At 64.9% G+C, this 21,696-nt stretch carries 21 protein-coding genes; 12 read left to right on the top strand and 9 right to left on the bottom strand.

The features are described 5' to 3' along the window. Nucleotides 1-74: 74 nt before the first annotated feature. Genes choW through ACYHH6_RS30170 form a run of 3 tightly spaced genes read left to right on the top strand, consistent with a single transcriptional unit; the run spans nt 75 to nt 2,414 of the window. Complete coding sequence (choW, locus tag ACYHH6_RS30180; protein ID WP_352588345.1) at nt 75-929, top strand: choline ABC transporter permease subunit; 855 nt, start codon at nt 75-77, stop codon at nt 927-929. Continuing rightward, nucleotides 926-2,107: a choline ABC transporter ATP-binding protein gene (gene choV / locus ACYHH6_RS30175; RefSeq protein WP_203277150.1), complete on the top strand. Its 1,182-nt coding sequence runs from the start codon at nt 926-928 to the stop codon at nt 2,105-2,107. Before choW ends, choV begins: the two co-directional genes overlap by 4 nt. A gap of 16 nt (nt 2,108-2,123) precedes the next feature. Then, a complete protein-coding gene (locus tag ACYHH6_RS30170) occupies nt 2,124-2,414 on the top strand; it encodes a hypothetical protein (protein ID WP_162712078.1) in 291 nt (96 codons plus the stop codon). A gap of 36 nt (nt 2,415-2,450) precedes the next feature. Here ACYHH6_RS30170 and ACYHH6_RS30165 read toward each other — a convergent pair whose 3' ends face one another. Next, nucleotides 2,451-4,481 (bottom strand): transcriptional regulator, encoded by a 2,031-nt coding sequence (locus ACYHH6_RS30165; protein ID WP_352588348.1) that lies wholly within the window; start codon nt 4,479-4,481, stop codon nt 2,451-2,453. Between the two features lie 201 nt (nt 4,482-4,682). Between ACYHH6_RS30165 and ACYHH6_RS30160 the strand changes: the two genes are divergently transcribed. Further along, nucleotides 4,683-5,768 (top strand): PLP-dependent cysteine synthase family protein, encoded by a 1,086-nt coding sequence (locus tag ACYHH6_RS30160; protein ID WP_352588351.1) that lies wholly within the window; start codon nt 4,683-4,685, stop codon nt 5,766-5,768. Between the two features lie 19 nt (nt 5,769-5,787). Then, nucleotides 5,788-7,263, top strand: coding sequence for a pyridoxal phosphate-dependent decarboxylase family protein (locus ACYHH6_RS30155; RefSeq protein ID WP_352588354.1), 1,476 nt, complete (start codon nt 5,788-5,790; stop codon nt 7,261-7,263). Nucleotides 7,264-7,290: 27 nt separating this feature from the next. On the opposite strand, the gene ACYHH6_RS30150 is transcribed toward ACYHH6_RS30155, so the two are convergent. The 3 genes from ACYHH6_RS30150 to ACYHH6_RS30140 all read right to left on the bottom strand — a co-directional run bounded on the left by ACYHH6_RS30150 (nt 7,291) and on the right by ACYHH6_RS30140 (nt 9,917). Then, complete coding sequence (locus ACYHH6_RS30150; protein ID WP_352588357.1) at nt 7,291-7,701, bottom strand: YciI family protein; 411 nt, start codon at nt 7,699-7,701, stop codon at nt 7,291-7,293. A 93-nt stretch (nt 7,702-7,794) separates the two neighbouring features. Continuing rightward, entirely contained in the window at nt 7,795-9,204 is a 1,410-nt protein-coding gene (locus tag ACYHH6_RS30145) for an ATP-binding protein (RefSeq protein ID WP_352588360.1), read from the bottom strand. Further along, on the bottom strand, nt 9,201-9,917 hold the full coding sequence (locus ACYHH6_RS30140) for a response regulator (protein ID WP_112561185.1): 717 nt from the start codon (nt 9,915-9,917) through the stop codon (nt 9,201-9,203). The genes ACYHH6_RS30145 and ACYHH6_RS30140 overlap by 4 nt, the downstream gene beginning before the upstream one ends. A gap of 258 nt (nt 9,918-10,175) precedes the next feature. On the opposite strand from ACYHH6_RS30140, the gene ACYHH6_RS30135 reads away from it, so the two are divergent. The 4 genes from ACYHH6_RS30135 to clpS all read left to right on the top strand — a co-directional run bounded on the left by ACYHH6_RS30135 (nt 10,176) and on the right by clpS (nt 11,680). Further along, nucleotides 10,176-10,478, top strand: coding sequence for a hypothetical protein (locus ACYHH6_RS30135; protein WP_352588363.1), 303 nt, complete (start codon nt 10,176-10,178; stop codon nt 10,476-10,478). A 37-nt stretch (nt 10,479-10,515) separates the two neighbouring features. Beyond that, nucleotides 10,516-10,743 (top strand): hypothetical protein, encoded by a 228-nt coding sequence (locus ACYHH6_RS30130; protein ID WP_352588366.1) that lies wholly within the window; start codon nt 10,516-10,518, stop codon nt 10,741-10,743. A 160-nt stretch (nt 10,744-10,903) separates the two neighbouring features. Then, entirely contained in the window at nt 10,904-11,242 is a 339-nt protein-coding gene (locus ACYHH6_RS30125) for a hypothetical protein (RefSeq protein ID WP_352588368.1), read from the top strand. Nucleotides 11,243-11,374: 132 nt separating this feature from the next. Next, nucleotides 11,375-11,680, top strand: coding sequence for an ATP-dependent Clp protease adapter ClpS (gene clpS, locus ACYHH6_RS30120; RefSeq protein WP_352588371.1), 306 nt, complete (start codon nt 11,375-11,377; stop codon nt 11,678-11,680). Between the two features lie 176 nt (nt 11,681-11,856). On the opposite strand, the gene ACYHH6_RS30115 is transcribed toward clpS, so the two are convergent. From ACYHH6_RS30115 to ACYHH6_RS30100, 4 genes are read right to left on the bottom strand one after another with little or no spacing between them, the layout of a single operon-like run. Next, nucleotides 11,857-13,944, bottom strand: coding sequence for a hypothetical protein (locus ACYHH6_RS30115; RefSeq protein ID WP_352588374.1), 2,088 nt, complete (start codon nt 13,942-13,944; stop codon nt 11,857-11,859). 4 nt (nt 13,945-13,948) lie between these two features. Next, nucleotides 13,949-16,774: a DUF4159 domain-containing protein gene (locus ACYHH6_RS30110; protein WP_488500502.1), complete on the bottom strand. Its 2,826-nt coding sequence runs from the start codon at nt 16,772-16,774 to the stop codon at nt 13,949-13,951. After that, nucleotides 16,771-17,685 (bottom strand): DUF58 domain-containing protein, encoded by a 915-nt coding sequence (locus ACYHH6_RS30105; RefSeq protein WP_112561103.1) that lies wholly within the window; start codon nt 17,683-17,685, stop codon nt 16,771-16,773. The genes ACYHH6_RS30110 and ACYHH6_RS30105 overlap by 4 nt, the downstream gene beginning before the upstream one ends. Continuing rightward, nucleotides 17,685-18,689: an AAA family ATPase gene (locus ACYHH6_RS30100; RefSeq protein WP_112561102.1), complete on the bottom strand. Its 1,005-nt coding sequence runs from the start codon at nt 18,687-18,689 to the stop codon at nt 17,685-17,687. Before ACYHH6_RS30100 ends, ACYHH6_RS30105 begins: the two co-directional genes overlap by 1 nt. 146 nt (nt 18,690-18,835) lie before the next feature. On the opposite strand from ACYHH6_RS30100, the gene ACYHH6_RS30095 reads away from it, so the two are divergent. From ACYHH6_RS30095 to ACYHH6_RS30085, 3 genes are read left to right on the top strand one after another with little or no spacing between them, the layout of a single operon-like run. Continuing rightward, nucleotides 18,836-19,465, top strand: a complete 630-nt coding sequence (locus ACYHH6_RS30095) for a DUF1285 domain-containing protein (protein ID WP_352588578.1) — start codon at nt 18,836-18,838, stop codon at nt 19,463-19,465. Beyond that, nucleotides 19,465-20,097: a CoA pyrophosphatase gene (locus ACYHH6_RS30090; protein ID WP_352588380.1), complete on the top strand. Its 633-nt coding sequence runs from the start codon at nt 19,465-19,467 to the stop codon at nt 20,095-20,097. The genes ACYHH6_RS30095 and ACYHH6_RS30090 overlap by 1 nt, the downstream gene beginning before the upstream one ends. After that, a complete protein-coding gene (locus ACYHH6_RS30085) occupies nt 20,094-21,365 on the top strand; it encodes a CCA tRNA nucleotidyltransferase (RefSeq protein ID WP_352588383.1) in 1,272 nt (423 codons plus the stop codon). The genes ACYHH6_RS30090 and ACYHH6_RS30085 overlap by 4 nt, the downstream gene beginning before the upstream one ends. A gap of 3 nt (nt 21,366-21,368) precedes the next feature. Here the strand turns inward: ACYHH6_RS30085 and ACYHH6_RS30080 are convergent, their stop codons facing one another. Next, complete coding sequence (locus tag ACYHH6_RS30080; RefSeq protein ID WP_112561098.1) at nt 21,369-21,554, bottom strand: DUF1059 domain-containing protein; 186 nt, start codon at nt 21,552-21,554, stop codon at nt 21,369-21,371. Nucleotides 21,555-21,696: the final 142 nt, after the last annotated feature.

Raw genomic sequence — 21,696 nt, 5'->3', positions numbered from 1 at the left:
TCATATCCTGTGAGAAGATGACGTAACGACAGCAGAGGCCGGGGGCAGGCGGTCTCGCGCATGAGAGGGGCGATATGGATCCGATTTCGAAATTCATGGTCGATCACAAGATACCGATCGGCGCCTGGGGAAAGGCCTTCTTCGGTTTCCTCACCGACAATTTCGACACTGTGTTCAGGGCTTTTTCGAACGGCCTCAATTTCCTGCTCGACGGACTGGTCGACATCCTTTTGATGGTGCCGCCGGTGCTGCTGGCGCTGGTCGTTGCCATCATTGCCTGGCTGCTGCAGCGCTCGCGGCCGCTGGCCATCGGCGTGTTCCTCGGCCTGATCTTCATCATCAACCAGAACCTCTGGAAGCAGACGGTGCAGACGCTGGTGCTGGTCGTGGCCGCCGCCGCCATGGCGATGGCCATCGGCGTGCCGCTCGGCATCTGGGCCGCGCACAAGCCGAAGGTCTACCGCGTCATGTTGCCGGTGCTCGACCTGATGCAGACGCTGCCGACCTTCGTTTACCTGATCCCGGTCTTGACCCTGTTCGGCCTTGGCAATGCGCCTGGCCTCATCGTCACCATCATCTTCGTCATCCCGACCGCGGTGCGGCTCACCCATCTCGGCGTCGTCTCGGTGCCGAAGTCGATCATCGAGGCCGGCGAGGCGTTTGGCGCCACCAAGCAGCAGCTGCTGTGGAAGGTCGAACTGCCGTCAGCGCTGCCGACCATCATGGCCGGCCTGACGCAGTCGATCATGCTGTCGCTGTCGATGGTGGTGTTCGCAGCGCTGATCGGCGCCGGCGGCCTCGGTACTGAAATAAACCGCGCGCTCGGCTCGCGCCGCATCGACCTCGGCCTTGAAGCCGGCCTGGCGATTGTCGTGCTCGCCATTGTGCTCGACCGAATGACGCGTATCGGCGTTGGAGGCAAGAAATGACCGTCGCCGTTGACTTCAAGAATGTCGATATCGTCTTCGGGTCCGATCAGGCCGGTTCGCTGGCGCTGATCGACGGCGGTGCCACGCGCGCCGAGATTCTCGAAAAGACGGGCAATGTGCTGGGTTGCGCAGGTGCCAGCCTGACCGTGCATGAGGGCGAAATCTCCGTGCTGATGGGCTTGTCGGGCTCCGGCAAGTCGACGCTTCTCAGAGCCGTCAACCGGCTCAACGTGGTGTCGCGTGGCCAGGTGCTGGTCAAGGACGGCGACAACATCGTCGATGTCGTGACCTGCGACCAGGCGACGCTGCGGCGGCTGCGCCAGAAGCAGGTGGCGATGGTGTTCCAGCAGTTCGGCCTGCTGCCATGGCGTACGGTCGAGGAAAATGTCGGCCTCGGCCTCGAACTCGCCGGCGTGCCGGACGCAGAACGCAAGGAGCGCGTGCACAAGCAGCTCAAGCTGGTCAATCTCGACCAGTGGTCGAAAAAATACGCGCATGAACTGTCCGGCGGCATGCAGCAGCGCGTCGGCCTCGCGCGCGCCTTTGCCACCGAGGCGCCGATCCTGCTGATGGACGAGCCGTTCTCGGCGCTCGATCCGCTGATCCGCACCAAGCTGCAGGACGAATTGCTGCAGCTGCAGGCGGAGCTGAAGAAGACCATCATTTTCGTCAGCCACGATCTGGAAGAGGCGCTGAAGATCGGCAGCCACATCACCATCATGGAAGGCGGCCGCATCGTGCAGACCGGCGCGCCGGAAGACATCGTGCTGCGGCCCGCCAACGACTATGTCCGCGACTTCATCGCCAACGTGAACCCACTCTCGGTGCTGACCGCCTGGAACGTCATGCGCGACCGCCGCGACCTCGAGCACGGCGATAACGGCTGGGTGTGGCTCGACCGGCGCAAGACGACGCGCTTCAAGATCGACGATCACGGGCTGGTGGCGGCGGCGGAACGCGACGGCAAGCCGGCAGTGTGGGTGTCGTGCGTCGATGTCGAGGCCCAGCCGGAGGAGACGGCACAGGTATTCTGGGCCACTCCGGGCACCTCACTGAAGACAGTGATGCTGGCCATGCACCGCTCGCAGACAGCGCCCGTGGCGCTGTTCGACGACCAATCGCGCTTTGTTGGCGCCATCGGCATACGCGATGTGCTGAGCGCGGTGCTGCGGCGCTAGGCCGGCAACGTCACCGATGAAACGGATTTTGACCTGGCTGTCGATGCCGCGGGCGGCGCAAGCGGCGCTCGGTTTGCTGATCGTGATTGCGATCCGCTCGAACCTGGAGTTCTTCCGCCTTGGGGGCGCGACCGCGTCGCCGCCGGGCAATGAGGAAGTCTTTTACATCGAAGGCTCGCTTGCTGCATCCATCGCCGCGCTTGTTGTTCTTGCCTTGCATGCGTTCGGGCAACATCGCTGGGCAACGCTGTTCGCGGCGATTGTCATCATCGCATTGCTGGCCTGGAAGATTGTTGCCGTTCCCTGACAGGCTGATACGGCGGCCAAGGGCTGCTTTGCAGGTTCAGCTAAGCCCGATGCGCTTGGCGCCGAGCTTGTAGAGGGCAGTGGCATCCGGGTCGAAGCGGAAGGTGCCGATGAAGTCGTCGGTGGTGTAGTCCGGAAGCGTCTTGCGGATGGCGGCGGCGAAGGTTTTGGCCTCGTCGAGCCGTCCGGCCAGCGCCAGGCAATGGGCGGCGATCGACAGGATAATGACATGGGCATTGGGGCGGGCCGCGGCCTTGAGCGCCCAATGCGCCGCATCATCGAACTGGCCCAGCCGGACATGGGCCATGGCGCGTGCACCCAGCATGCCGAACAGCAACGGATCGAACGGCGACAGATGGCGCGAGTGATCCGACGACCCGATCGCGGCTTGCGGGTCGCCCGACTGCGACTGCACGAAGGAAAGCGCATAGTGGCCAAGCGCGAAATTGGGGCTGAGATCGACAGCTCTTTCCAGCTCGACAAGCGACGCGTTGCCTTCGCCGCGCAGCCACAGCGCCCGGCCCATAGCCCAGTGCGCGGCCGGATTGTGATCGTCGACCAACAGGCTCTGGCCGGCCGCTTCGTAGGCGAGCGCGCTGTCCTGGTCGCGGTTGCCCCAGCGCTGGAAGGCGCTCTGCCAATGGGTGAAGGACAGGCCGGCATAGGCGCGGGCGAAGGTCGGATCCTGCTGCACGGCTATATCGAAGAAATGCCGGGCGAGGTCGTTTTCGCTGCGGGTGAAGCGATACATGTGCCAGAGGCCCCGGTGGTAGGCCTCCCAGGCATTGAGTGAATTGGGCGCCTTCAGCATGGCGCGGTTGCGCTCGACCGTCTCGATCTCGGATGAGATGGAGGCCACGATGCTGTTGCCGATATCGTCGAGGATCGCGAAGAGGTCGTCGGGCCTGCGCTCGAAGGTCTCGGCCCAGACGATCCTGGCCGTGCGCACCTCGACAAGCTCGACGGTGACGATCAGGCGGCCTGTCACGCTGCGCACCGTACCGGTGGCGACATAGTCGACATTCAGCCGGCGACCGGCATCTTCCGGCGCGATGTTTTTCTCGGCCAGCGCGAAGGCCGAGCCACGGGCGATGACGAAGAAATCCCTGAGCTTGGCCAGGCGGGTGATGATGTCGTGGGTAAAGCCGTCGGCCAACCCGCCGCGAATGCCGCTGCCGGCGTCTTCGGCGAACGGCATCACGGCAAGCGAGGCCTTGTGCGGTGTCGAGGGCTCGGCACCGGCAAGCATGATCGGCGCCTGTTTCGCAGCCGGCACCGTTGCCGGCTGTGCCGGCAAAGTCGCGCAGTGACGTTCCGCGCGAATGGCCAGCCACGCTTGGCGCACCGGGCCGAAATCCAGCTCTTCCGACTGAAACAGCTGCGCTGCTGCTGCCAGATGGTCCTCGCAGGCGCCGAACTGGCCGCGCCGCGCCAGCCTTTCCAGGAGCGCGATGTGGGCGCAGCTGTCGAACGGGGTCAATTCCAACCATTTTTCGAGATGGGAGGAGACGTCTTCGGAATCGGCCGGGAGCGTCTTGACCAGATGTTCCAGGATGGCTGCGTGGCAGGATCCGAAACGACGGCGCTGCGCGGTCAGCCAGCTGTTGAAGAGCGGGCTGCGGTCGATCTCCAGCCCCTCCAGGAAGTTACCGGCGAAGAGCTTCGACAGCGCCTGCAGTCGCTCGGGGTCGAGCGTTTCGATGCCTGCGGCAGTCGCCGCCGCGACATCCAGCACGTCGACCGAAATGCCGTCGAGATCAAGCGCGATCGTATCATCAGCGGTTTCGATCCTGCGGCGCCCCGGCTCGTCGAGAGCAGCCCTCAATTTGCTGAGGCACCAGCGCAGCTCGCCTCTGGGGTCATTTGGGACATCCCACAGCAATTCGCACAGCTTGCCACGTCCGACCGGGTGGGGCGCTAGCACCAGATAGGCCAGCAGCGCGCGCAACTTGCGCGATGCCGGCAGGACCACCGGGACGCCGTCGCGCGCAATCGCCGGCGGCCCAAACAGGCGCACGCTAAGACCTTGACGGCTGCTCTCCACGCTCGATTCCACGTCGGATACCACGCCTTCTCCCACGCTGGCCCGCCGGCCCCTGCTTTATCACCGAACACGACAAAGTGCACCCGGCTTTGCAAATTTGCGCGCCGGATGTGGGGTTTACCACATTGCGGCACGTCAAAGACCTGTAGTGCGGCAAGGTGTCGAAATCTCGCCGCCCAAACCGCCGGTGTGTAACCGGTCCGTGAGCAAACCAGGAGTTCATCCATGTTGCATCAGCAGAAAATCAGAACCACGGCCGGCCGCGGCCGCCTGTTCGACAGCATTCTCGACACGGTCGGTGACACGCCGGTCATACGCGTCAACAATCTCGGCCCGGCGCACGCCACCATCTACGTCAAGGCAGAGTTCTTCAATCCGGCTGCGTCGGTCAAGGACCGGCTGGCGCTCAACATCATCGAGGAAGGCGAGCGCACCGGCGCGCTCAAGCCAGGACAGACCGTGATCGAGGCGACCAGCGGCAACACCGGCATCGGCCTCGCCATGGTTTGCGCGCAGAAGGGCTATCCGCTGGTGGTGACGATGGCCGACAGTTTTTCGGTCGAGCGCCGCAAGCTGATGCGCATGCTGGGCGCCAAGGTGGTGCTGACGCCACGCGCCGAAAAAGGCTTCGGCATGTACAAGAAGGCGGTGGAACTGGCCGAAGCCAATGGCTGGTTCCTGGCCCGCCAGTTCGAAACCAAGGCAAACGCCGCCATCCATGAGGCGACCACGGGACGCGAGATCGTCAACGATTTCGCCGGCTCGCGGCTCGACTATTTCGTCACCGGCTACGGCACCGGCGGCACTGTCGCCGGCGTGGCGCGCGTGCTGCGCCGTGAGCGGCCCGAGACCAAGATCGTGCTGACCGAGCCCGCCAACGCACAGCTTGTCGGCAGCGGCAAGCCGCAGGTGCGTGGCGCAGGCGGCGCGCCGGCTGCCAGCCATCCGGCCTTCGAGCCGCACCCGATCCAGGGCTGGACGCCGGACTTCATTCCGAACGTCCTGCAGGAAGCGATCGATGGCAACTTCTATGACGAGGTGATGCCGATCGCGGGGCCGGAGGGCATGAAATGGGCCAAGGCGCTGGCGCAGCAAGAGGGCATCTTCACTGGCATTTCCGGCGGCTCGGCTTTCGCCGTGGCGCGCCAGATCGCCGGTACGGCGCCTGCCGGTTCTGTGATCCTGTGCATGCTTCCCGATACCGGCGAACGCTACATGTCGACGCCGCTGTTCGATGGCATCGAGGCCGAGATGAATGCGGAAGAGCTTGCTCTTTCGCGCTCGACGCCCGGTTGCCAGTTCCCGGCATGATGGCGCGGGAGCAATCTGCATGGACGCGTTGTCTGGACACTCGGCTACCGGCACCGAGGAAACGCTTGACCCCTCGGACTGGGCCGATGTGCAGGTCCTGTCGCATCGGATCGTTGATGATGCCGTCGCCTATTTGCGCGATGTCAGGCAACGGCCGGTGTGGCAGGAGATGCCTGGAGATGTGAGAGACTTCTTCACTGCGTCCCTGCCGCAATCGCCAACGCCGCTTGCCGACATCTATGGCGATGTCGTGGACAAGGTGATGCCCTATCCGATGGGCAACATCCATCCGCGCTTCTGGTCCTGGTATATGGGGTCGAGCAATTTTACGGGCGCCCTTGGCGATTTCCTGGCGGCCATCCAGGGCTCCAATCTCGGCGGCGGCAACCATGCCGCCGCCCTGATGGACGGCCAGGTGGTCGACTGGTGCAAGCAGATGATGGGCATGCCGGCTTCGGCCAGCGGCACGCTGGTCAGCGGCGGCTCGATGGCCAACATCATCGGGCTCACCGTGGCGCGCAACACCAAGGCTGGCATCGACGTGCGCGAGCATGGCGTTGCTGCAATCGAGAAGCCGTTGCGCTTCTATGGTTCGGACCAGATCCACTCCTGCCACCGCAAGGGGATGGAGGCACTCGGCCTCGGCAACAGGGCGCTGCACCGGATTGCCAGCGAGGCTAGCCTGCGCATCGATATCGCGGCTTTGCGGGCGGCGATATCGGAAGATCGCGCGGCCGGGTTCAAGCCGGCTTGCATCATCGGCAATGCCGGCACGGTGAACACCGGCGCCATCGACGATCTGCAGGCGCTGGCCAAGCTGGCGCACGAGGAAGACATGTGGTTCCACGTCGACGGCTGCATCGGCGCGCTGATTGCGATTGCGCCTGAGAATGCGCATCGCGTCGCCGGCATCGAATGGGCCGATTCCATCGCGCTTGATCCGCACAAATGGCTGCATGCACCGTTCGAGGCGGGCTGTGCGCTGGTCAGGGATGCCTCGGCGCATCGCAAGACTTTCGCGGTGACGCCGGAATATCTGGAATCGACGCCGCGCGGTCTCGCTTCCGGGCAATGGCTGCACGATTACGGACTGCAGACGTCACGCGGCTTCAAGGCGCTCAAAGTGTGGATGGCGCTGCGGGAACATGGGGTCGAAAAATTCGGCCGCCTGATCGACCAGAATATTGCGCAAGGGCATTGTCTCGCGAACCTGATCGAGGCCGAACCGGCGCTTGAGCTGACAGCCCCAACCAGCATCAACATCGTCTGCTTCCGCTATCGCGCGGAAGGGCTCGATGGCGAACGCTCGAAAGCGTTCAACACCGAGATCATGCTGCGGCTGCAGGAGGACGGCATCGCCGCCATTTCCGATACGACGGTGCAGGGCCGACATTGCCTCAGGGTGGCGATCAATAACCACCGGACCCGGCGCGAGGACCTCGACCTTCTGGTCGCCGAAACGATCCGCCTGGGCAACGAGATTTCGGCTGCCTGACCGGCCGTCGTGTCGGGCAGGCGGCTCTCAGCCGCTGGCGGCCGCCTTGAAATCGTCCCCGCCTTCCGTGACGGGAAACGTCAGGCCGGGAAGGTAAAATGTGATAGGGCGGATTTCGTAGACTGCCGAAGGGTTCACGCGCCTCAGGTCACGCGCCGCCGCGATGGCTTCATCCTGGGTGGCGCAGTCGAGCACATACAGACCCAGCAATTGCTCCTTGGTCTCGGCAAACGGACCGTCGATGACGATGCCGTCTCCCGGGCCGCGCAGAGTGACGGCGTCGGCGGTTGCGCCCAGCCTTGCCGCCGGCCCGAGCTTGCCCTCACGGGTCAGCCTGGCATTGACCTCGAGCAGGTCGTGCATCAGCGCCGCATCCTGCTGCGGCGTCAGGGACTGGATGGTCTGTTCGACGTGATAGGCCAGGATGGCGTAAAACATGCGGCGATCTCCTCCTGTTCGAGCGGCCGCACTATTGCAAGGTTGGGTTGGCCGATCCAGCCCCGGTGCCCATCGAGACGGTAGTCTCCTGCCTTATGCCGCCAGCGGCAGTCTGAGTTCCGTCAGCAGGCCGCCGCCGGGATGGTTGGACAGATGGACCTCGCCGCCGGCGGCACGCGCAATGTTGCGGGCAATGGTCAGGCCGAGGCCAAGGCCGCCGGTCTGGCGGTTGCGCGACTGCTCCAGCCGCACGAAGGAACCGAACACCTGGTCGAGCTGCGCCTGCGGGATGCCCGGTCCCTCGTCGCGGATGACCAGCGTGATCGTGCCGTCCGACTGGCGCAGGCTGAGATGGGCCTTCTTGCCGTAGGTCACGGCATTCTGGACGAGGTTGTTGACGCAGCGCTTCAGCGCCACCGGCCGCGCCATGCAGATCATGCCACGCGGCCTGGCGCCGTCATGGTCGAACGAGACGTCCTCGAAGCCGTCGGCGATCGATTCTACCAGCGACCAGAAATCGATCCGCTCGCTCCTCTCCTCGGTGACTTCGAACGTGGCAAAGTCGATGACGGAGCTGGCGATGCTCTCGATGTCGGCGAGGTCGTGGGCCAGCGCCTCGCGCGCCGTCGATTTGCGCAGGAGTTCGAGGCGCAGCCGCATCCGGGTCAGCGGCGTGCGCAGGTCATGCGCGAGTGCTGCCGCAAGATGCTCGCGGTCCTCGACATAGTCGCGCAATCTGACCTGCATGGCATTGACGGCTTTCGCCGCGGCGCGGATCTCGCGGCTGCCGGTCTCGGCGATCGGCGGGCTCTTCAGATCCGTGCCGATCCGGTTGACCGCCGTTTCCATCATCCGGTAGGGCGCCGTCAGCCGGCGCAGAGACCAGATCGACATGATCACCACCAGGGCCGCGATAAGCGAATAGAGCGGCAGGCTGTCGAAGCTCAATATCGGCCCGACCGGCGTGTTGGGCTCGGTGAAATTCAGCCATTGGCCGTCGGCGAAGCGGACCGATGCCGTCAGTTTGTCACTCTGGGCGAAGCTCGCCGCCAGTCCCAGGAGGTCGCGCTCCACCGCGCCGACATCCTTGGAGAGCACCACGCCGCCAGGCGTGTTGGCCGCCTGCGATGCAGGATCGCGCCGGACGCGTGCGTCGGTGATGCCGAATTTCGACAGCCGTCCGACCAGTATGTCCTCGAGCTCGGCCAGTTCGTCGTCGCCGGCGATCGACGAGGTGACCGCGGGCGTGTCCGAAACGGTCAATGCATAAGTGGCGTTGAACAGGCCGGACGCCGTCAGCTTGCGCTGATCGGGCGTGTCGTCATGCATCAGCTGCACCAACGAATAGGCGCGGTCGTTGAGCCGGTAGAGATCGACCTCGTCATTGGCGACGGCGCGGTCGCGCGAGACGATATAGAGGGTGGCAACCTGGCTGATCAGCAGGCCGGCAATGACGATGAGCAAAACCCAGACCGGCAGGGTTTGCGGCAGCAGGCGTCTCATTCGGAGGTGGTCTCGGGCAGGAACTGGTAGCCGCCGCTGCGCACCGTCAGAATCAGTTTCGGCGTCTTGGGATCGTCTTCCATCTTGCGCCTGAGACGGCTGACCAGAATGTCGATGCTGCGGTCGAAGGAATAGTCGCTGTCGCCACCGGAAAGCTCGATGAGCTGGTCTCGGGTGAGCACGCGCTGCGCGCTCTTGACGAAGGTCTGCAGCAGGTTGAACTCCGCCATGGTCAGCTCGACCCTGACGTCGCCCGGCGCCATCAGCCTTCGGCGCGAACAGTCCATCGTCCAGCCGGCGAAATGGTAGATCTGCTTGGTGCTGGCGCGCTTCGGCTCGGCAGCGCCATTGCGCCTCAGCACGGCGCGGATGCGGGCCAGAAGCTCGCGCGGATCGAAGGGTTTGGGCACATAATCGTCGGCGCCCATTTCGAGGCCGACGACGCGGTCGGTGGTCTCGGTGACCGCGGTCAGCATGATGATCGGTGTCGAATAGCTGGCGCGCAGGTCGCGGCAGAGCTCCAGCCCGCTCTTTCCCGGCAGCATCACATCGAGAACGATCAGGTCGACCTGCGTGCGGCGCAGTATGTCTTCCATCTCGATGCCGTCGGCGGCAACCGTGGTGCGCAGGCCGCGCTTCTGGAAGAATTCCTGAAGCAGGTCGCGAATGCCCTTGTCGTCGTCGACGATCAGTATGTGCGCATCGGATTTCACGGCGATCCTGTCATTGTTGGCGGGCCAGTCGGTGGCCGCCCTTGAGTTTGCTTTTGGCGACGTCACCCACACGATAGAATTCTGGCCACATGTTGGCCAGCGGCGATGATCGCCTGCAGAGCCGATTTGCCAGAAACAATCCAGAAACAAAATTCTATAGTCCGGAAAAACTTCCGAAAAAAATCAAGGGCATAAAGGGTGCCGTGGCGGTCAGGTCATCGGCTGCGACGCTAGTCTCCGGAGTAACGGACATTACCAATGCACAGGTTCACGACCAGCTTGATGGGTGCGCTGTTCAGCATTTCGCTCGTCACGGCCGCGGTCGCAGCCTCTAGCGCAAAGGTGACGCCGATCACAAGGAGCGAGCGCTGCATCGATCTCAATCGCCAGGTAGACGAAGCCCTCGAAACCCATGCCGCGGCAACGCAGGTCACCGCGGCGAAAGCACTGCAAAGAAAGGGAAACCGGTTCTGCGCCAACAAGAAACAGGCACAGGGTATCCGGATGCTCGCGAACGCTTTGAAGCTGCTTGGAGTGACACCGATCGACCCGGTTCAGTGACACTCAAACCGACCCGCACAAAAAAGGAAATGAAGCCATGAAAAAGTCCATCCTCTCCGCCACCGGTCTCGCCGTCGCTCTCGCTTTCGCGATGCCGGCTCTGGGCAATGCCGCTGCCACCGCGACCGCTGCTCCGGCTGCCTCGACGACCGCTCCGGCGACCACGACCGCCAAGCCCCCGGTGAAGAAGGTCGTCGCCAAGAAGGCCGTCAAGAAGCACAAGAAGGCCAAGAAGGTCGTCAAGAAGGACGCCCCGAAGGCCTGATCCAGACCGACCCAATAGGGTTGTCTGTAACAAGGCCGCTCCAGCACCCCCCGGCTGGAGCGGCCTTGTCGTATCTGACAAGCATGATTATCCCGTTGATGGGTGCCGGCCACCCAGGACTTTAACCCGTTTGCAATGCCGGTCCGATAGGACAGCCAGCATGAAGAAGCGGCTTTCATCCATTCTGCGCTCGATGGCCATTGGTGGCCTTGTCGCCTCGGCTGTGGTCAGGGTGCTGATCCAGTTTACGGCCAGCCCGGTGCCCGATCCGGTGAGCGGGCGCACCGAGCCGTCGCTGTTCGCGCCGGCTATCTCCAGCAACTGGCAATACATAACGCCATGGCAGAGCCTGCTGCTTGCCGTGCTCACTGGCGGCGCGCTGGCCTGCTTTGCCGGCTGGCTCGCTGTCGCCTGGTTGGAGCGCAAGGCAGATGCGGCCAGGTCCGCCTCAGCAGGGCAATTCCACGCTCGTCGCACCGTCGACCGCCAGGGCCGTTGAACCGTACCGGACAGTTCCTAAATTTGTGAATGGCAGCACTCCCGGGAAGCCGGTTTCGCGCGCCGATCAAAATGGACGACTGCTTTCCCCCATGACAAAGTGAGAGCGACCCTCGCGCAATGCCGGTTTCCGATGCCTGAGATCACCTCCAAACCCCGCACCAAGACCAAGCCGCAGACCGAGCGACCGAAGCTCTACAAGGTCATCCTTATCAACGACGATTTCACGCCGCGCGAATTCGTGGTGACGGTGCTGAAGGGCGAGTTCAAGCTCAGCGAAGACCAGGCGCGCCGGGTGATGATCACCGCCCACCAGCGCGGCGTCTGCGTCGTCGCCGTGTTCACGAGGGATGTCGCCGAGACCAAGGCGACGCGAGCCACCGACGCCGGCAAGGCGAAAGGCTATCCGCTGCTGTTTACGACGGAGCCCGAAGAGTAGCTTCTCCCCGTTTACGGGGAGAAATGTCCGGCAGGACAATGAGGGGCGGCGCTGACGTCGATGACAGTTCACTTGCGCGGGTCGTGGAGGTTGCCAACAACCTCAGGCTAGCGCTGCCCCTCATCCGCCCTTCGGGCACCTTCTCCCCGTGAACGGGGAGAAAGGAAGGAGCGCTCCTACCGTCCCTCTCTGAACCACATCGCGCCCATCGCCAGCAACAGCAGGCCGAGGCCGAGGAAGCCGCCGAATAGCGGCACGCGCGAGACGGCTTTCAGTACGCTGTCGTCGGTGGTGCGCAGGCCGATCCAGTCGGCGCCCGAGGCCGCGCCCGAGGCGCGGACCGGGACGATGGAGGGCAGGGCGACACTGCCGGTAAGCTGGCCAAGGGTGGAGGGCGCCGCCAGCCGGCGCACGCTGCCGCCGGTGGCTTCCGCCGGCGCCTTCAGCCGGTTCTCAGTGGAGATGACGTCGGAGAATTCCGGCGCGTTGACCGGACCGACATGGGCAAGTGCGGTCAGGTCGCCATTGCCGATCTGGTAGAGGCCGATCTCCTTGGTCTCGACGCTGCCCAGGAAAACGCCGGGCTCGGATTTTTCCAGCTTGACGATCAGCGCCTTGCCTGAGGGGGTGATCACCTGGGCCGGGCCGGGGTCGTCGCTCATTGTCTGGCGGCGGATTTCCAGCACCATGCCGCGGCCGTCGGCGGTCAGGCGCTCTTCCTCGAGCTCAGGCTCCTTCATCAGCCAGTGGGCGATGCGGCGGTAGAGCTGGACATGCGGGCCGCCGCCCTCGAAGCCGCGCGCCCATAGCCAGCCCTGATCGGACAGAAGCATGCCGACACGGCCTTCGCCCTTGTGGTCGAGCAAAAGCAGGGGACGGTTGTCGGCGCCCTTCATCACCACTTCGCCTTCGGGATTCTGCACGCCGATGGTGCGGAACCAGCGGCTCCAGTGCGGCGGCTCGCTCGCCGAACCGTCGAGGCCGCGCGTCACCGGATGGCGCTGGCCGAGATCGGTGAGGCGCGGATAGAACGCCTTGTCGATGACTTCGCCTGTCGGCATCGCCGGCAGCGAAGACATTAGCGGCGTGCGGGCGATCGAGGCGTCGCCGGCATATTCCGGCCCGGCGGCGATCAACAGCGCACCGCCCTTTTCGACATATTCGGAGATGTAGTCGTAATAGAGGATCGGCAGCACGTCGCGGTGCTGGTAGCGGTCGAAGATGATGAGATCGAAATCCTTGATCTTCTCGACGAACAGCTCGCGGGTGGGGAAGGCGATCAGCGACAATTCGTTGATCGGCGTGCCGTCCTGCTTTTCCGGCGGCCGTAAAATGGTGAAGTGGACGAGATCGACCGAAGCGTCGGATTTCAACAGGTTGCGCCAGGTGCGCTCGCCGGCATGCGGCTCACCGGAAACCAAAAGCACGCGCAGGTTTTCGCGAATGCCGTCGATCAGCGCGATGGCGCGGTTGTTGGCGTCGGTCAGTTCGCCCGGCTCGCGGTCGATGGAGAGTTCGACAATGTTGCGGCCGGCGCTGGGGATGGTCACCTGCAGCGGCATGGGCTGGCCAATGGTGGCCTCTTCGACCGCGACCTGCTCGCCATTGACCGAGACGCGGACATCGACCGGGCCGGTTTCGCCGTCCGTGGCGATGACGCGGTAGGTCATGTCGAGCGGCTTGCCGACGAGACCGAAGCGCGGCGCGTTCTCGAAGCGGATGCGGCGGTCCTTTTCGTGCTCATTGCCGGTGATCAGCGCGTGCAGCGGCGCGTTGAAGTCGGGGGCGGCGGGCGGCGCGTCATGCACCTCGCCATCGGTGATCATGATGGCGCCGCCGATGCGCGATGGCGGCACGTCGCGGAAAGCGCCTTCGAGGGCTGCAAAAAGCTTGGTCTCGGTGCGCTCTTCGGCGGCTTCGGACTTGCCGGCCTCGACGACGCGCACGTCGAACTGCTTGAAGCGGGCAAGGCGCTGCTGCAACCCTGCCAGCGCTTCGTCGGTCTGCTTGGTCCGGTCGCCTATGTCCTGGCTCTGGCTGCGGTCGACGATGACGGCAACGACGCTTTTCAACGCCTCGCGCTCCTCGTCGAGGAAGACCGGGTTGAGCAAGGCGGCGCCGAGCGCAATCAGCGCGGCGAAGCGGAAGATCGCGCCGCGCTGGCGAAACCACAGGCCGACAGCCGCGAGCAGCAGCAAAGGCACCAGCACCATGGCCAGCAGCGGCCAGGTCAGCAGCGGTTCGAAGGAGATCGACCAGTTCATGATCTTACTGCCCCAGCCGTTCGAGCAGGATGGGCACGTGCACCTGGTCGGATTTGTAATTGCCGGTCAGCATGTACATCATGATGTTGACGCCGGCGCGCAGCGCATAGATGCGCTGCATCGGATCCGACGGCACGGTCGGCAAAAGCGGGTCGCCATTCTCGTCGACCGCCCAGGCGCCGGCAAAATCATTGGCGGTGATCAGGATCGGCGAGACGCCGTCGCCGACGCGCACCGGCCGGTTTTCGGCGTTGCTGGCGTCGAGCGAGGCTTCCACCCAGAGCGGGCTGCCGGCGAAGCGGCCGGGAAATTCGGGCAGGATGAAGAAGGATTTGGTCAGCACATGGTCGGCAGGCACCGGCTCCAGCGGCGGCACGTTGAGATTGCCGAGGATGTCGCGCAATCGTTCCGTCGCCGGGCTCGCCGAATCGGCGCCGATGCCGTTGGCAAACTGATCGCGGGTGTCGAACAGCACCGTGCCACCCTGCTGCATATAGGCGTCGATGCGGGCGATCGCGGCCTCGCTCGGCATCGGCGCGGAAGGGTCGATCGGCCAATAGATCAGCGGATAGAAGGATAGCTCGTCTTTCGAAATGTCGACGCCCGCCGGCGCGCCCGGCTCAAGCGCGGTCTTCTCGATCAGGAAGCGGGTCAGACCTTCGAGCCCGGCGCGGCTGATCGAATTGTCGCCTGGCACGCCAGTCAGCACATAGGCGATGCGGGTCTTGGCAATGTCCTCGATGGCCGCGGCGTCGCCCGGTTTGGCATCGTCGGCGCGGGCGAGGTCGGCATGGCCAAACAACATGCCGAGGCCGAGCAGCAGCGCAGCCGTCGTTGCCGCAGCCGTGCGGGCGCGGCGCGGCCGGCGTGACAACAGCCCGCCCATCCAGAACACCGCCAGCGTGTCGAGCAGCATCAGCACAAGTGCTGCGGTCACCAGCGGACCCTTGAGGTCGCGCGATTCGTCGAAAGCATACTGGACATTGGTCACCGGCACCGTGAATTGCGGCCGCTCCAGCGGCGCGAAGACGGTGGCCGGATCGAGCAGATTATGGGCGAAGACGCCGGTTTCGGAGCCGTAGAGACCGGGCGGGTTCTCGAACGTCACAGGCAGCGGGCCGGCGACGGGCACCAGCGGCCGTGCGTCCGGCGTCGGCGGCACCAGCGCGCCGTCGGCCGCGATCATGCGATAAGGAGCCAGCGAGGTGGCGGCGGCTTCGGCGTTGGCGACTGCGGCGCCCTGGTTGCGCGACAGCTGCACGATACGCCGCAGCATTTCGACGAAGCTGCCGGAGATCGGCAGCGTCGACCATGTCGCCTCCGGGGTGACATGGAACAGGACGAGCGTGCCCTTGCCCTTTTTCAGCCCGGTCACCAGCGGCGTGCCGTCGGCCAGCGTTGCCCAGGTGCGCTCGACGATATCGGGCGTCGGCTCGGCCAGGACCTGCCGGCTCACCGTGACTTCGGCCGGCGGCGCGAGGTCGGCAAAGGGGCCGTTCTTCGGGAATTCGGTCACCGGCTGCGGCGTCGTCCATGACAGGGAGCCACCGAGCGAACGCTCGCCGGTGCGCAGCCTGACCGGCAGAAGATCATCGTCATTGCCGGCGGCGGCCAGCCGCGACCCGGCGAAGCGCACCAGCGTGCCGCCATTGTCGACCCAGTCGACGAGCCGCTGATGGACTTGCGGCGGAATGGTGCCGATATCGGCCATGACGATCATCGCCGGCTTTTGGTCGAGGAGCTGCGGGATGGCGTCGGCGAGGTCGGCGCTCGACGGTTCGACCAGATCGGCGAAGGGCTGCAGCGCGCGCCTGATGTAGTAGAGCGGCGACAGAAGCGGCTGCGCCTGGTCGGCCTCGGCCTGCGACAACAATCCGACGCGGCGGCGCTTCGAGCTTTCATCGAGCACGCGCACCGCACCCGCCTGGCGCTCGCCATCAAGGGCGATCGAGGCGAAGTCGTTGCGCAGCTCGAACGGCACCGCCATCGTGCCGGTGGCGGTGGTCTCGCCGGGTGCGAAAGTCAGCGTCGCATCGGCGATGCGCCGGCCCTTGTCATCAAAGGCGCCGGCGGTGACCTGCGCCGGGGCTGGATCGCCGGGTGCGCGAATGGCGGTCAGTGCAAAGCCGTCGACCTGGTTCTCGGCGCCGGTGAGGCCGGTCAGCGCCAGCCGGTCGGAACTGGCCCAGACAACACGGTCGGCATTTTTCGACAGCAGCGTGTTGAAGGCGGCCTCGTCGCCTTTTGCGGCAAGGCCGTCGGCGAGAACGGCAACGCTGGCGCCGGGCAAGGTCTCCAGCACGCCGGCAACACGGGCATAGACGGCAGGACGGTCAGTCGGGATCGGCCGCGGTTTTGCCGCGCGCAGCCGGTCGAGAGCGGTTGCGGCGTCGAAGGGGCCGATCTCGGCATTCGGCTTTTCGGCGGTGAAGGCGATGACGACAGGCACGCCATTCGAGCCGGCATCGGCGATCAGCCGCTGCGCGGTGGCGACGCGTTTGCCCCAGTCGGCGGCACTTGCCCAGTCATTGTCGATGACCAGTGCCAAGGCTGCCCCCTCTGCCGGCAGTTTTTCGCGCGGGTTGAAGACGGGTTCGGCCAATGCCGCAACGATCAGGGCCGCCATCAGCAGCCGAAGCAGTGTCAGCCACCACGGGCTCTGCTGCGGCGTCTCCTCGCGCTTCAGCACGCGGGCGAGGATCTTCAGCGGCGGGAACACCTCGGTCTGCGGCTTGGGCGGCGTCAGCCTGAGCAGCCACCAGATCACCGGCAGCGCCAGCAAGCCCCACAAGACCATGGGAGCACCAAAGGAGAGCGGCAGCCAGCTCATGCGCTGGCCCTTCCGGCGAACGCGCCATCGGCGGTCATCGCCATATGGATGCGCACCAGTGCCTCGGAGGCGAGGCGATCGGTGTGGTTGACTGTATAGCTCCAGCCGAGGCGCTTGCACCAGCCGGCCAGCTCCTGGCGGCGGGCGGTGTAGAGCAGGCGATATTCATCGCCGAGCATTTCCGCGCGACCGGCGGTCAGCTTGTCGCCGGTCTCGGGATCGGTGAATTCAGTGCGGCCGGCATAGGGAAAGGTCTCCTCGGCCGGATCGGCGACCTCGATCAGATGCGCACGCACGCCATGGCGGGCCAGCACGTCGAGCCAGGCCATGGTCTCCTCGACCGGATCGAGGAAATCGCTGACGATGACGATGTCGCAGAAGCGGCGGATGCTGGACAGGTCAGGCTTTGCCGGCGGATCGGCGGCGTGCATCAACTGCGCTGCGATGCGCTCGGCGCCGTTGCGGGCGGTGAACGGATCGGTCAGACCGGGCCAGGCGATGCGCTCGCCGCTGCGCGACAACAGTTCGGCCATGGCCAGCGCCAGCACCAGCGCGCGCGATTCCTTGGACACGCTGGCGCCGGTCGATTTGTAGAGCATGGAAGGCGAGGGGTCGGCCCACAGCCATACTGTATGGGCGGCCTCCCATTCGCGGTCGCGCACATAGGTGTGATCGTCGCGGGCCGAACGGCGCCAGTCGATGCGCGAGGAATCGCCTTCGACATAGGGGCGGAACTGCCAGAAATTCTCGCCGATGCCGCGCTTGCGGCGGCCATGCCAGCCGGCAATCACAGTGTTGACGATGCGGCGCGCTTCTACCAGCAGGTCCGGCACCAGCGAAGCCCGCAACCGGCCCCTGGCGAGCGCGTCGCGCGTCGCTGCCGGTGTCTGGACTTCGCCGATACGCGCCATCAGATGCCTTTGGCCAGTTTCGCCACCACGTCACGCACGGTCGTGCCCTCGGCGCGGGCGGCAAAGGTCAGCGCCATGCGATGCTGCAGCACCGGCTCGGCCAGCGCGCGGATGTCGTCGACCGAAGGCGCCAGCCGTCCGTCATAAAGCGCGCGGGCGCGGGCGCAGAGCGTCAGCGCCTGACTGGCGCGCGGGCCGGGACCCCAGGCGACGTGTTTGTCGGTCTCGGCATTGCCCTGGCCGGGGCGCGCCGAGCGCACCAGCTTGAGGATGGCGTCGACGACGCTTTCCGGCACCGGCATGCGGCGGATCAGCGTCTGGATCTCCTTCAGCCGCACAGGCTGCAGGACATTTTGCGCCTTGGCGTCCTCGATGCCGGTCGTCTCCAGCAGGATGCGCCGCTCGGCCTCGATTTCGGGATAGAGGATGTCCACCTGCATCAGGAAGCGGTCGAGCTGCGCTTCGGGCAGCGGATAGGTGCCTTCCTGCTCCAGCGGGTTCTGCGTCGCCAGGACATGGAAGGGCGCCGGCAGGTCGTGGCGAACGCCGGCGATGGTGACGTGGTATTCCTGCATCGCCTGCAGCAGCGCCGACTGGGTGCGCGGCGAGGCGCGGTTGATTTCGTCGGCCATCAGCAATTGGGCGAAGATCGGGCCGGAGATGAAGCGGAAGGAGCGCTTGCCAGCCTCGTCCTGCTCCATCACTTCGGAGCCGAGAATGTCGGACGGCATCAGGTCGGGAGTAAACTGGATGCGGCGCGAATCGAGGCCGAGCACGACGCCGAGCGTCTCGACCAGCTTGGTCTTGGCAAGGCCTGGAACGCCGACCAGCAGCGCATGGCCGCCGGCGAGCAGCGCCACCAGCGTGCGTTCGACCACCGCTTCCTGGCCGAAGATGACGCGGCCGACGCCGTCGCGGACCCTCGAAATATCGGCCAGCGCCGCCTCGGCCTGGGCGATCATGTCCTTTTCGTTGATCGGGCTTTCCTTGACCATAACGCTCATGCCGCATCGATCCTTGTGCTGGAAGTACCGGCTTGCACTGTAGCAGTGCCGCAGAATGCCGCGATTCGGCCTCGCCTGGCGCCTGCATTCAATTTAAATCACAGACTTAGGCTGACAAGCGGAACAACAGTGACTATTTCGTGACCATGACGGAACGCTCCGAACATCGCGAACAAAGCCTTACCGGTGCCACAGAGGCGCGCGGCCTCGAGGCGCTCATCTCGCGCGCGACCCGCGCCGGCAAGGGCGCGGCACCGGTAGAGCGCTGGAATCCGGACTTTTGCGGCGATCTCGACATGGAGATCAAACAGGACGGCACCTGGTTTTATCTGGGCACGCCGATCGGCCGCATGCCGCTGGTGCAGCTGTTTTCCACCGTGCTGCGTAAGGACGAGGATGGCAGGACCTATCTGGTGACGCCGGTGGAACGGGTCGGCATCCGCGTCGTCGATGCGCCGTTCATTGCCGTCGAAATGAACGTTTCCGGCGCCGGCTCCGAGCAGACCATCACCTTCCGCACCAATGTCGGTGATGTCGTCGAAGCCGGGCCTGGCCATCCGCTGCGTTTCGTCGACGAGGACGAGACCGGCGGGCTAAAACCCTATGTGCTGGTGCGTGGGCGGCTGGAAGCGCTGGTGACGCGGCCGGTGATGTACGAACTGGTCGAGCATGGCGAGGAGATCGACATCGGCGGCAAGACAATGTTTGCCGTGCGCTCGAAGGGCGAGGTCTATCCGATCATGCCGACGGAAAAACTGAAGCGGCTGAGCATGTGATGGATCAGGTGACGCCGGCAGCGTTTTCCACAGCGGATTTTCGGGCGCGTGTCGCGGCGCAAGCTGAGGCCCATGCCGGCGACGACTATGGCGACCATCGCTTCAACCCCGGCCATCCCCGGTTAAAGCAGCTGAAGGCGCTGCGCGATGCCGCTGTGCTGATCCCGGTCGTCGACCACGGACGCGATGCGACCGTGCTCTTGACCAAGCGGGCGGAAAGGCTGCGCAGCCATTCCGGGCAGGTGGCTTTTCCCGGCGGCACCATCGATCCGACCGATCCGACCCCGGAAGCAGCGGCCTTGCGCGAAACCTTCGAGGAGATCGGGCTTGGCCAGGACCGCATCGAGGTCATCGGCCGCATGCCCGATTATGTCGCCGGCAGCGGCTATCGCATCGCCCCTGTGCTGGCGATCGTGAAGCCCGGTTTTACTCTGTCGCTCAACGCCGACGAGGTCGATGCCGCCTTTGAAGTGCCGCTCCCGTTCCTGATGGATCCGGCCAACCACACCAGGGACAGCCGCATGTGGAACGAGCTCGAATGGTTCTTCTACGAAATGCCCTATGGCGGCCAGCGCATCTGGGGCGTCACCGCTGGCATCATCCGCGCGCTCTATGAAAGGCTCTATGCTTGAGTGATCCGATATCGCTGGCGGGCAAGGCTGACTGGCTCGGTGAAAAACATCTGCAGCGGCTGCTTGCCGTGCTGGCGCAAGGCGGTGAAGAAGCCCGTATCGCCGGCGGCGCGGTGCGTAATGCGCTGATCGGTCAGCTGGTGGCAGACATCGATATCGCCACGACCTGCCTGCCTGAGGAAACCATCCGCCGCGCCGAAGCGGCGGGCTTCAAGGCGGTGCCGACCGGCATCGAACACGGCACGATCACGGTGATCGCCGGTGGCACGCCCTATGAAATCACCACGCTGCGCGCAGACATCGAGACCGACGGCCGCCGCGCCAAAGTGACGTTCGGCCGCGACTGGAAGGCCGACGCCGAACGGCGCGATTTCACCATCAACGCACTGTATGCCGAGGCCGACGGCACGGTCATCGACCTGGTCGGCGGTGTCGGCGATATCGAGGCGCGCAGGCTGCGCTTCATCGGCGATGCCGAGCAGCGCATCCGCGAAGATTATCTGCGCATCCTGCGCTTCTTCCGCTTCTTCGCCTGGTATGGCGACGGCCGGCCCGATGCCGAGGGACTGAAAGCCTGCGCCCGGCTCAAGGACGGGCTCGAAAAACTCTCGGCGGAGCGCATCTGGTCCGAGCTGAAGAAGCTTCTGTCGGCCCCGGATCCGTCGCGCGCGCTGTTATGGATGCGCCAGGCCGGCGTGCTGACCGGCGCCCTGCCGGAGAGTGAGAAATGGGGAATCGATGCCATTCACGGGCTGACAAAGACCGAGAAAGAGCTGGGCTGGGCGCCGGATCCGCTGCTCAGGCTGGAGGCCATTGTGCCGCCCGATGCGGCGCGGATGACGGTGTTGGCCGAGCGACTGAAACTGTCCACCAACGAGGCGGAGCGCCTGCGACACTGGGCGCTGACGGGTGCCATCGAACCGAAGACGAGTGAAGCGGAGCTGGCAAAGCTGCTTTATGCAGGCCATCGCCAGGGCTTTGTCGATCGTTTTCGGCTGTCGCTCGCCTCGGCGCGGTCGCGCGCCGTCGAGGACAATGACGCGCTTGTCCAGGCCGGCGGTTTTTCGCGCCTGCTGGCCTTTGCGCTGAAATGGGAAAAGCCGGTATTTCCGGTCAAGGGTGCCGATCTGACCGCGCTTGGCGCGTCGCCGGGGCCGAAACTCGGCGCGATCCTGAAAAACCTCGAAAAGGAATGGATCGGCTCCGGCTTTTCGCTCGATCGCGACGCGCTGCTTGAGCGCGCCGCGGAGGCGGTAAGGGCCAGTTGAGCCTCAGGCTGCGTCGCGAACCTTTTCGATGCGCGAGCGGATCGCTTCGATCATCGTCTCGCGGATGACCGTTTCGCCATGCGTCTCGCGCATGTGGTCGACGGCACGGCGCATCACCTCGGCTTCCTCGTCGGCACGGGTGTGCCACTCACAGCCGGGAACCAGCGAGCCGCAATGGAATTCCTTCATGGGGTTTTCTCCTTTCCTCCTGGGAGCCTGCGCCTCTCGTGGGCACGAAGCTCCGCCACCTTTGTTCCGCGCCCTGTCGTAGCAGTCGGTTTTGAGGGCACGTATGGGGGAACAAGCATAACACGGTTCGGCGGTTTTGGTT

This window comes from Mesorhizobium sp. P171375, assembly GCF_057786075.1.
The sequence above is the reverse complement of the archived record's forward strand: the minus strand, read 5'-3'. Positions and strand labels throughout refer to the sequence as shown.

Bases quoted from the DNA above. Each gene is read 5' to 3' on its own strand.
- choW (WP_352588345.1), top strand. From the start codon at position 75: ATGGATCCGATTTCGAAATTCATGGTCGATCACAAGATACCGATCGGC.
- choV (WP_203277150.1), top strand. From the start codon at position 926: ATGACCGTCGCCGTTGACTTCAAGAATGTCGATATCGTCTTCGGGTCC.
- ACYHH6_RS30170 (WP_162712078.1), top strand. From the start codon at position 2,124: ATGAAACGGATTTTGACCTGGCTGTCGATGCCGCGGGCGGCGCAAGCG.
- ACYHH6_RS30160 (WP_352588351.1), top strand. From the start codon at position 4,683: ATGTTGCATCAGCAGAAAATCAGAACCACGGCCGGCCGCGGCCGCCTG.
- ACYHH6_RS30155 (WP_352588354.1), top strand. From the start codon at position 5,788: ATGGACGCGTTGTCTGGACACTCGGCTACCGGCACCGAGGAAACGCTT.
- ACYHH6_RS30150 (WP_352588357.1), bottom strand. From the start codon at position 7,701: ATGTTTTACGCCATCCTGGCCTATCACGTCGAACAGACCATCCAGTCC.
- ACYHH6_RS30145 (WP_352588360.1), bottom strand. From the start codon at position 9,204: ATGAGACGCCTGCTGCCGCAAACCCTGCCGGTCTGGGTTTTGCTCATC.
- ACYHH6_RS30135 (WP_352588363.1), top strand. From the start codon at position 10,176: ATGCACAGGTTCACGACCAGCTTGATGGGTGCGCTGTTCAGCATTTCG.
- ACYHH6_RS30130 (WP_352588366.1), top strand. From the start codon at position 10,516: ATGAAAAAGTCCATCCTCTCCGCCACCGGTCTCGCCGTCGCTCTCGCT.
- ACYHH6_RS30125 (WP_352588368.1), top strand. From the start codon at position 10,904: ATGAAGAAGCGGCTTTCATCCATTCTGCGCTCGATGGCCATTGGTGGC.
- clpS (WP_352588371.1), top strand. From the start codon at position 11,375: ATGCCTGAGATCACCTCCAAACCCCGCACCAAGACCAAGCCGCAGACC.
- ACYHH6_RS30115 (WP_352588374.1), bottom strand. From the start codon at position 13,944: ATGAACTGGTCGATCTCCTTCGAACCGCTGCTGACCTGGCCGCTGCTG.
- ACYHH6_RS30110 (WP_488500502.1), bottom strand. From the start codon at position 16,774: ATGAGCTGGCTGCCGCTCTCCTTTGGTGCTCCCATGGTCTTGTGGGGC.
- ACYHH6_RS30105 (WP_112561103.1), bottom strand. From the start codon at position 17,685: ATGGCGCGTATCGGCGAAGTCCAGACACCGGCAGCGACGCGCGACGCG.
- ACYHH6_RS30100 (WP_112561102.1), bottom strand. From the start codon at position 18,689: ATGAGCGTTATGGTCAAGGAAAGCCCGATCAACGAAAAGGACATGATC.
- ACYHH6_RS30095 (WP_352588578.1), top strand. From the start codon at position 18,836: ATGACGGAACGCTCCGAACATCGCGAACAAAGCCTTACCGGTGCCACA.
- ACYHH6_RS30090 (WP_352588380.1), top strand. From the start codon at position 19,465: ATGGATCAGGTGACGCCGGCAGCGTTTTCCACAGCGGATTTTCGGGCG.
- ACYHH6_RS30080 (WP_112561098.1), bottom strand. From the start codon at position 21,554: ATGAAGGAATTCCATTGCGGCTCGCTGGTTCCCGGCTGTGAGTGGCAC.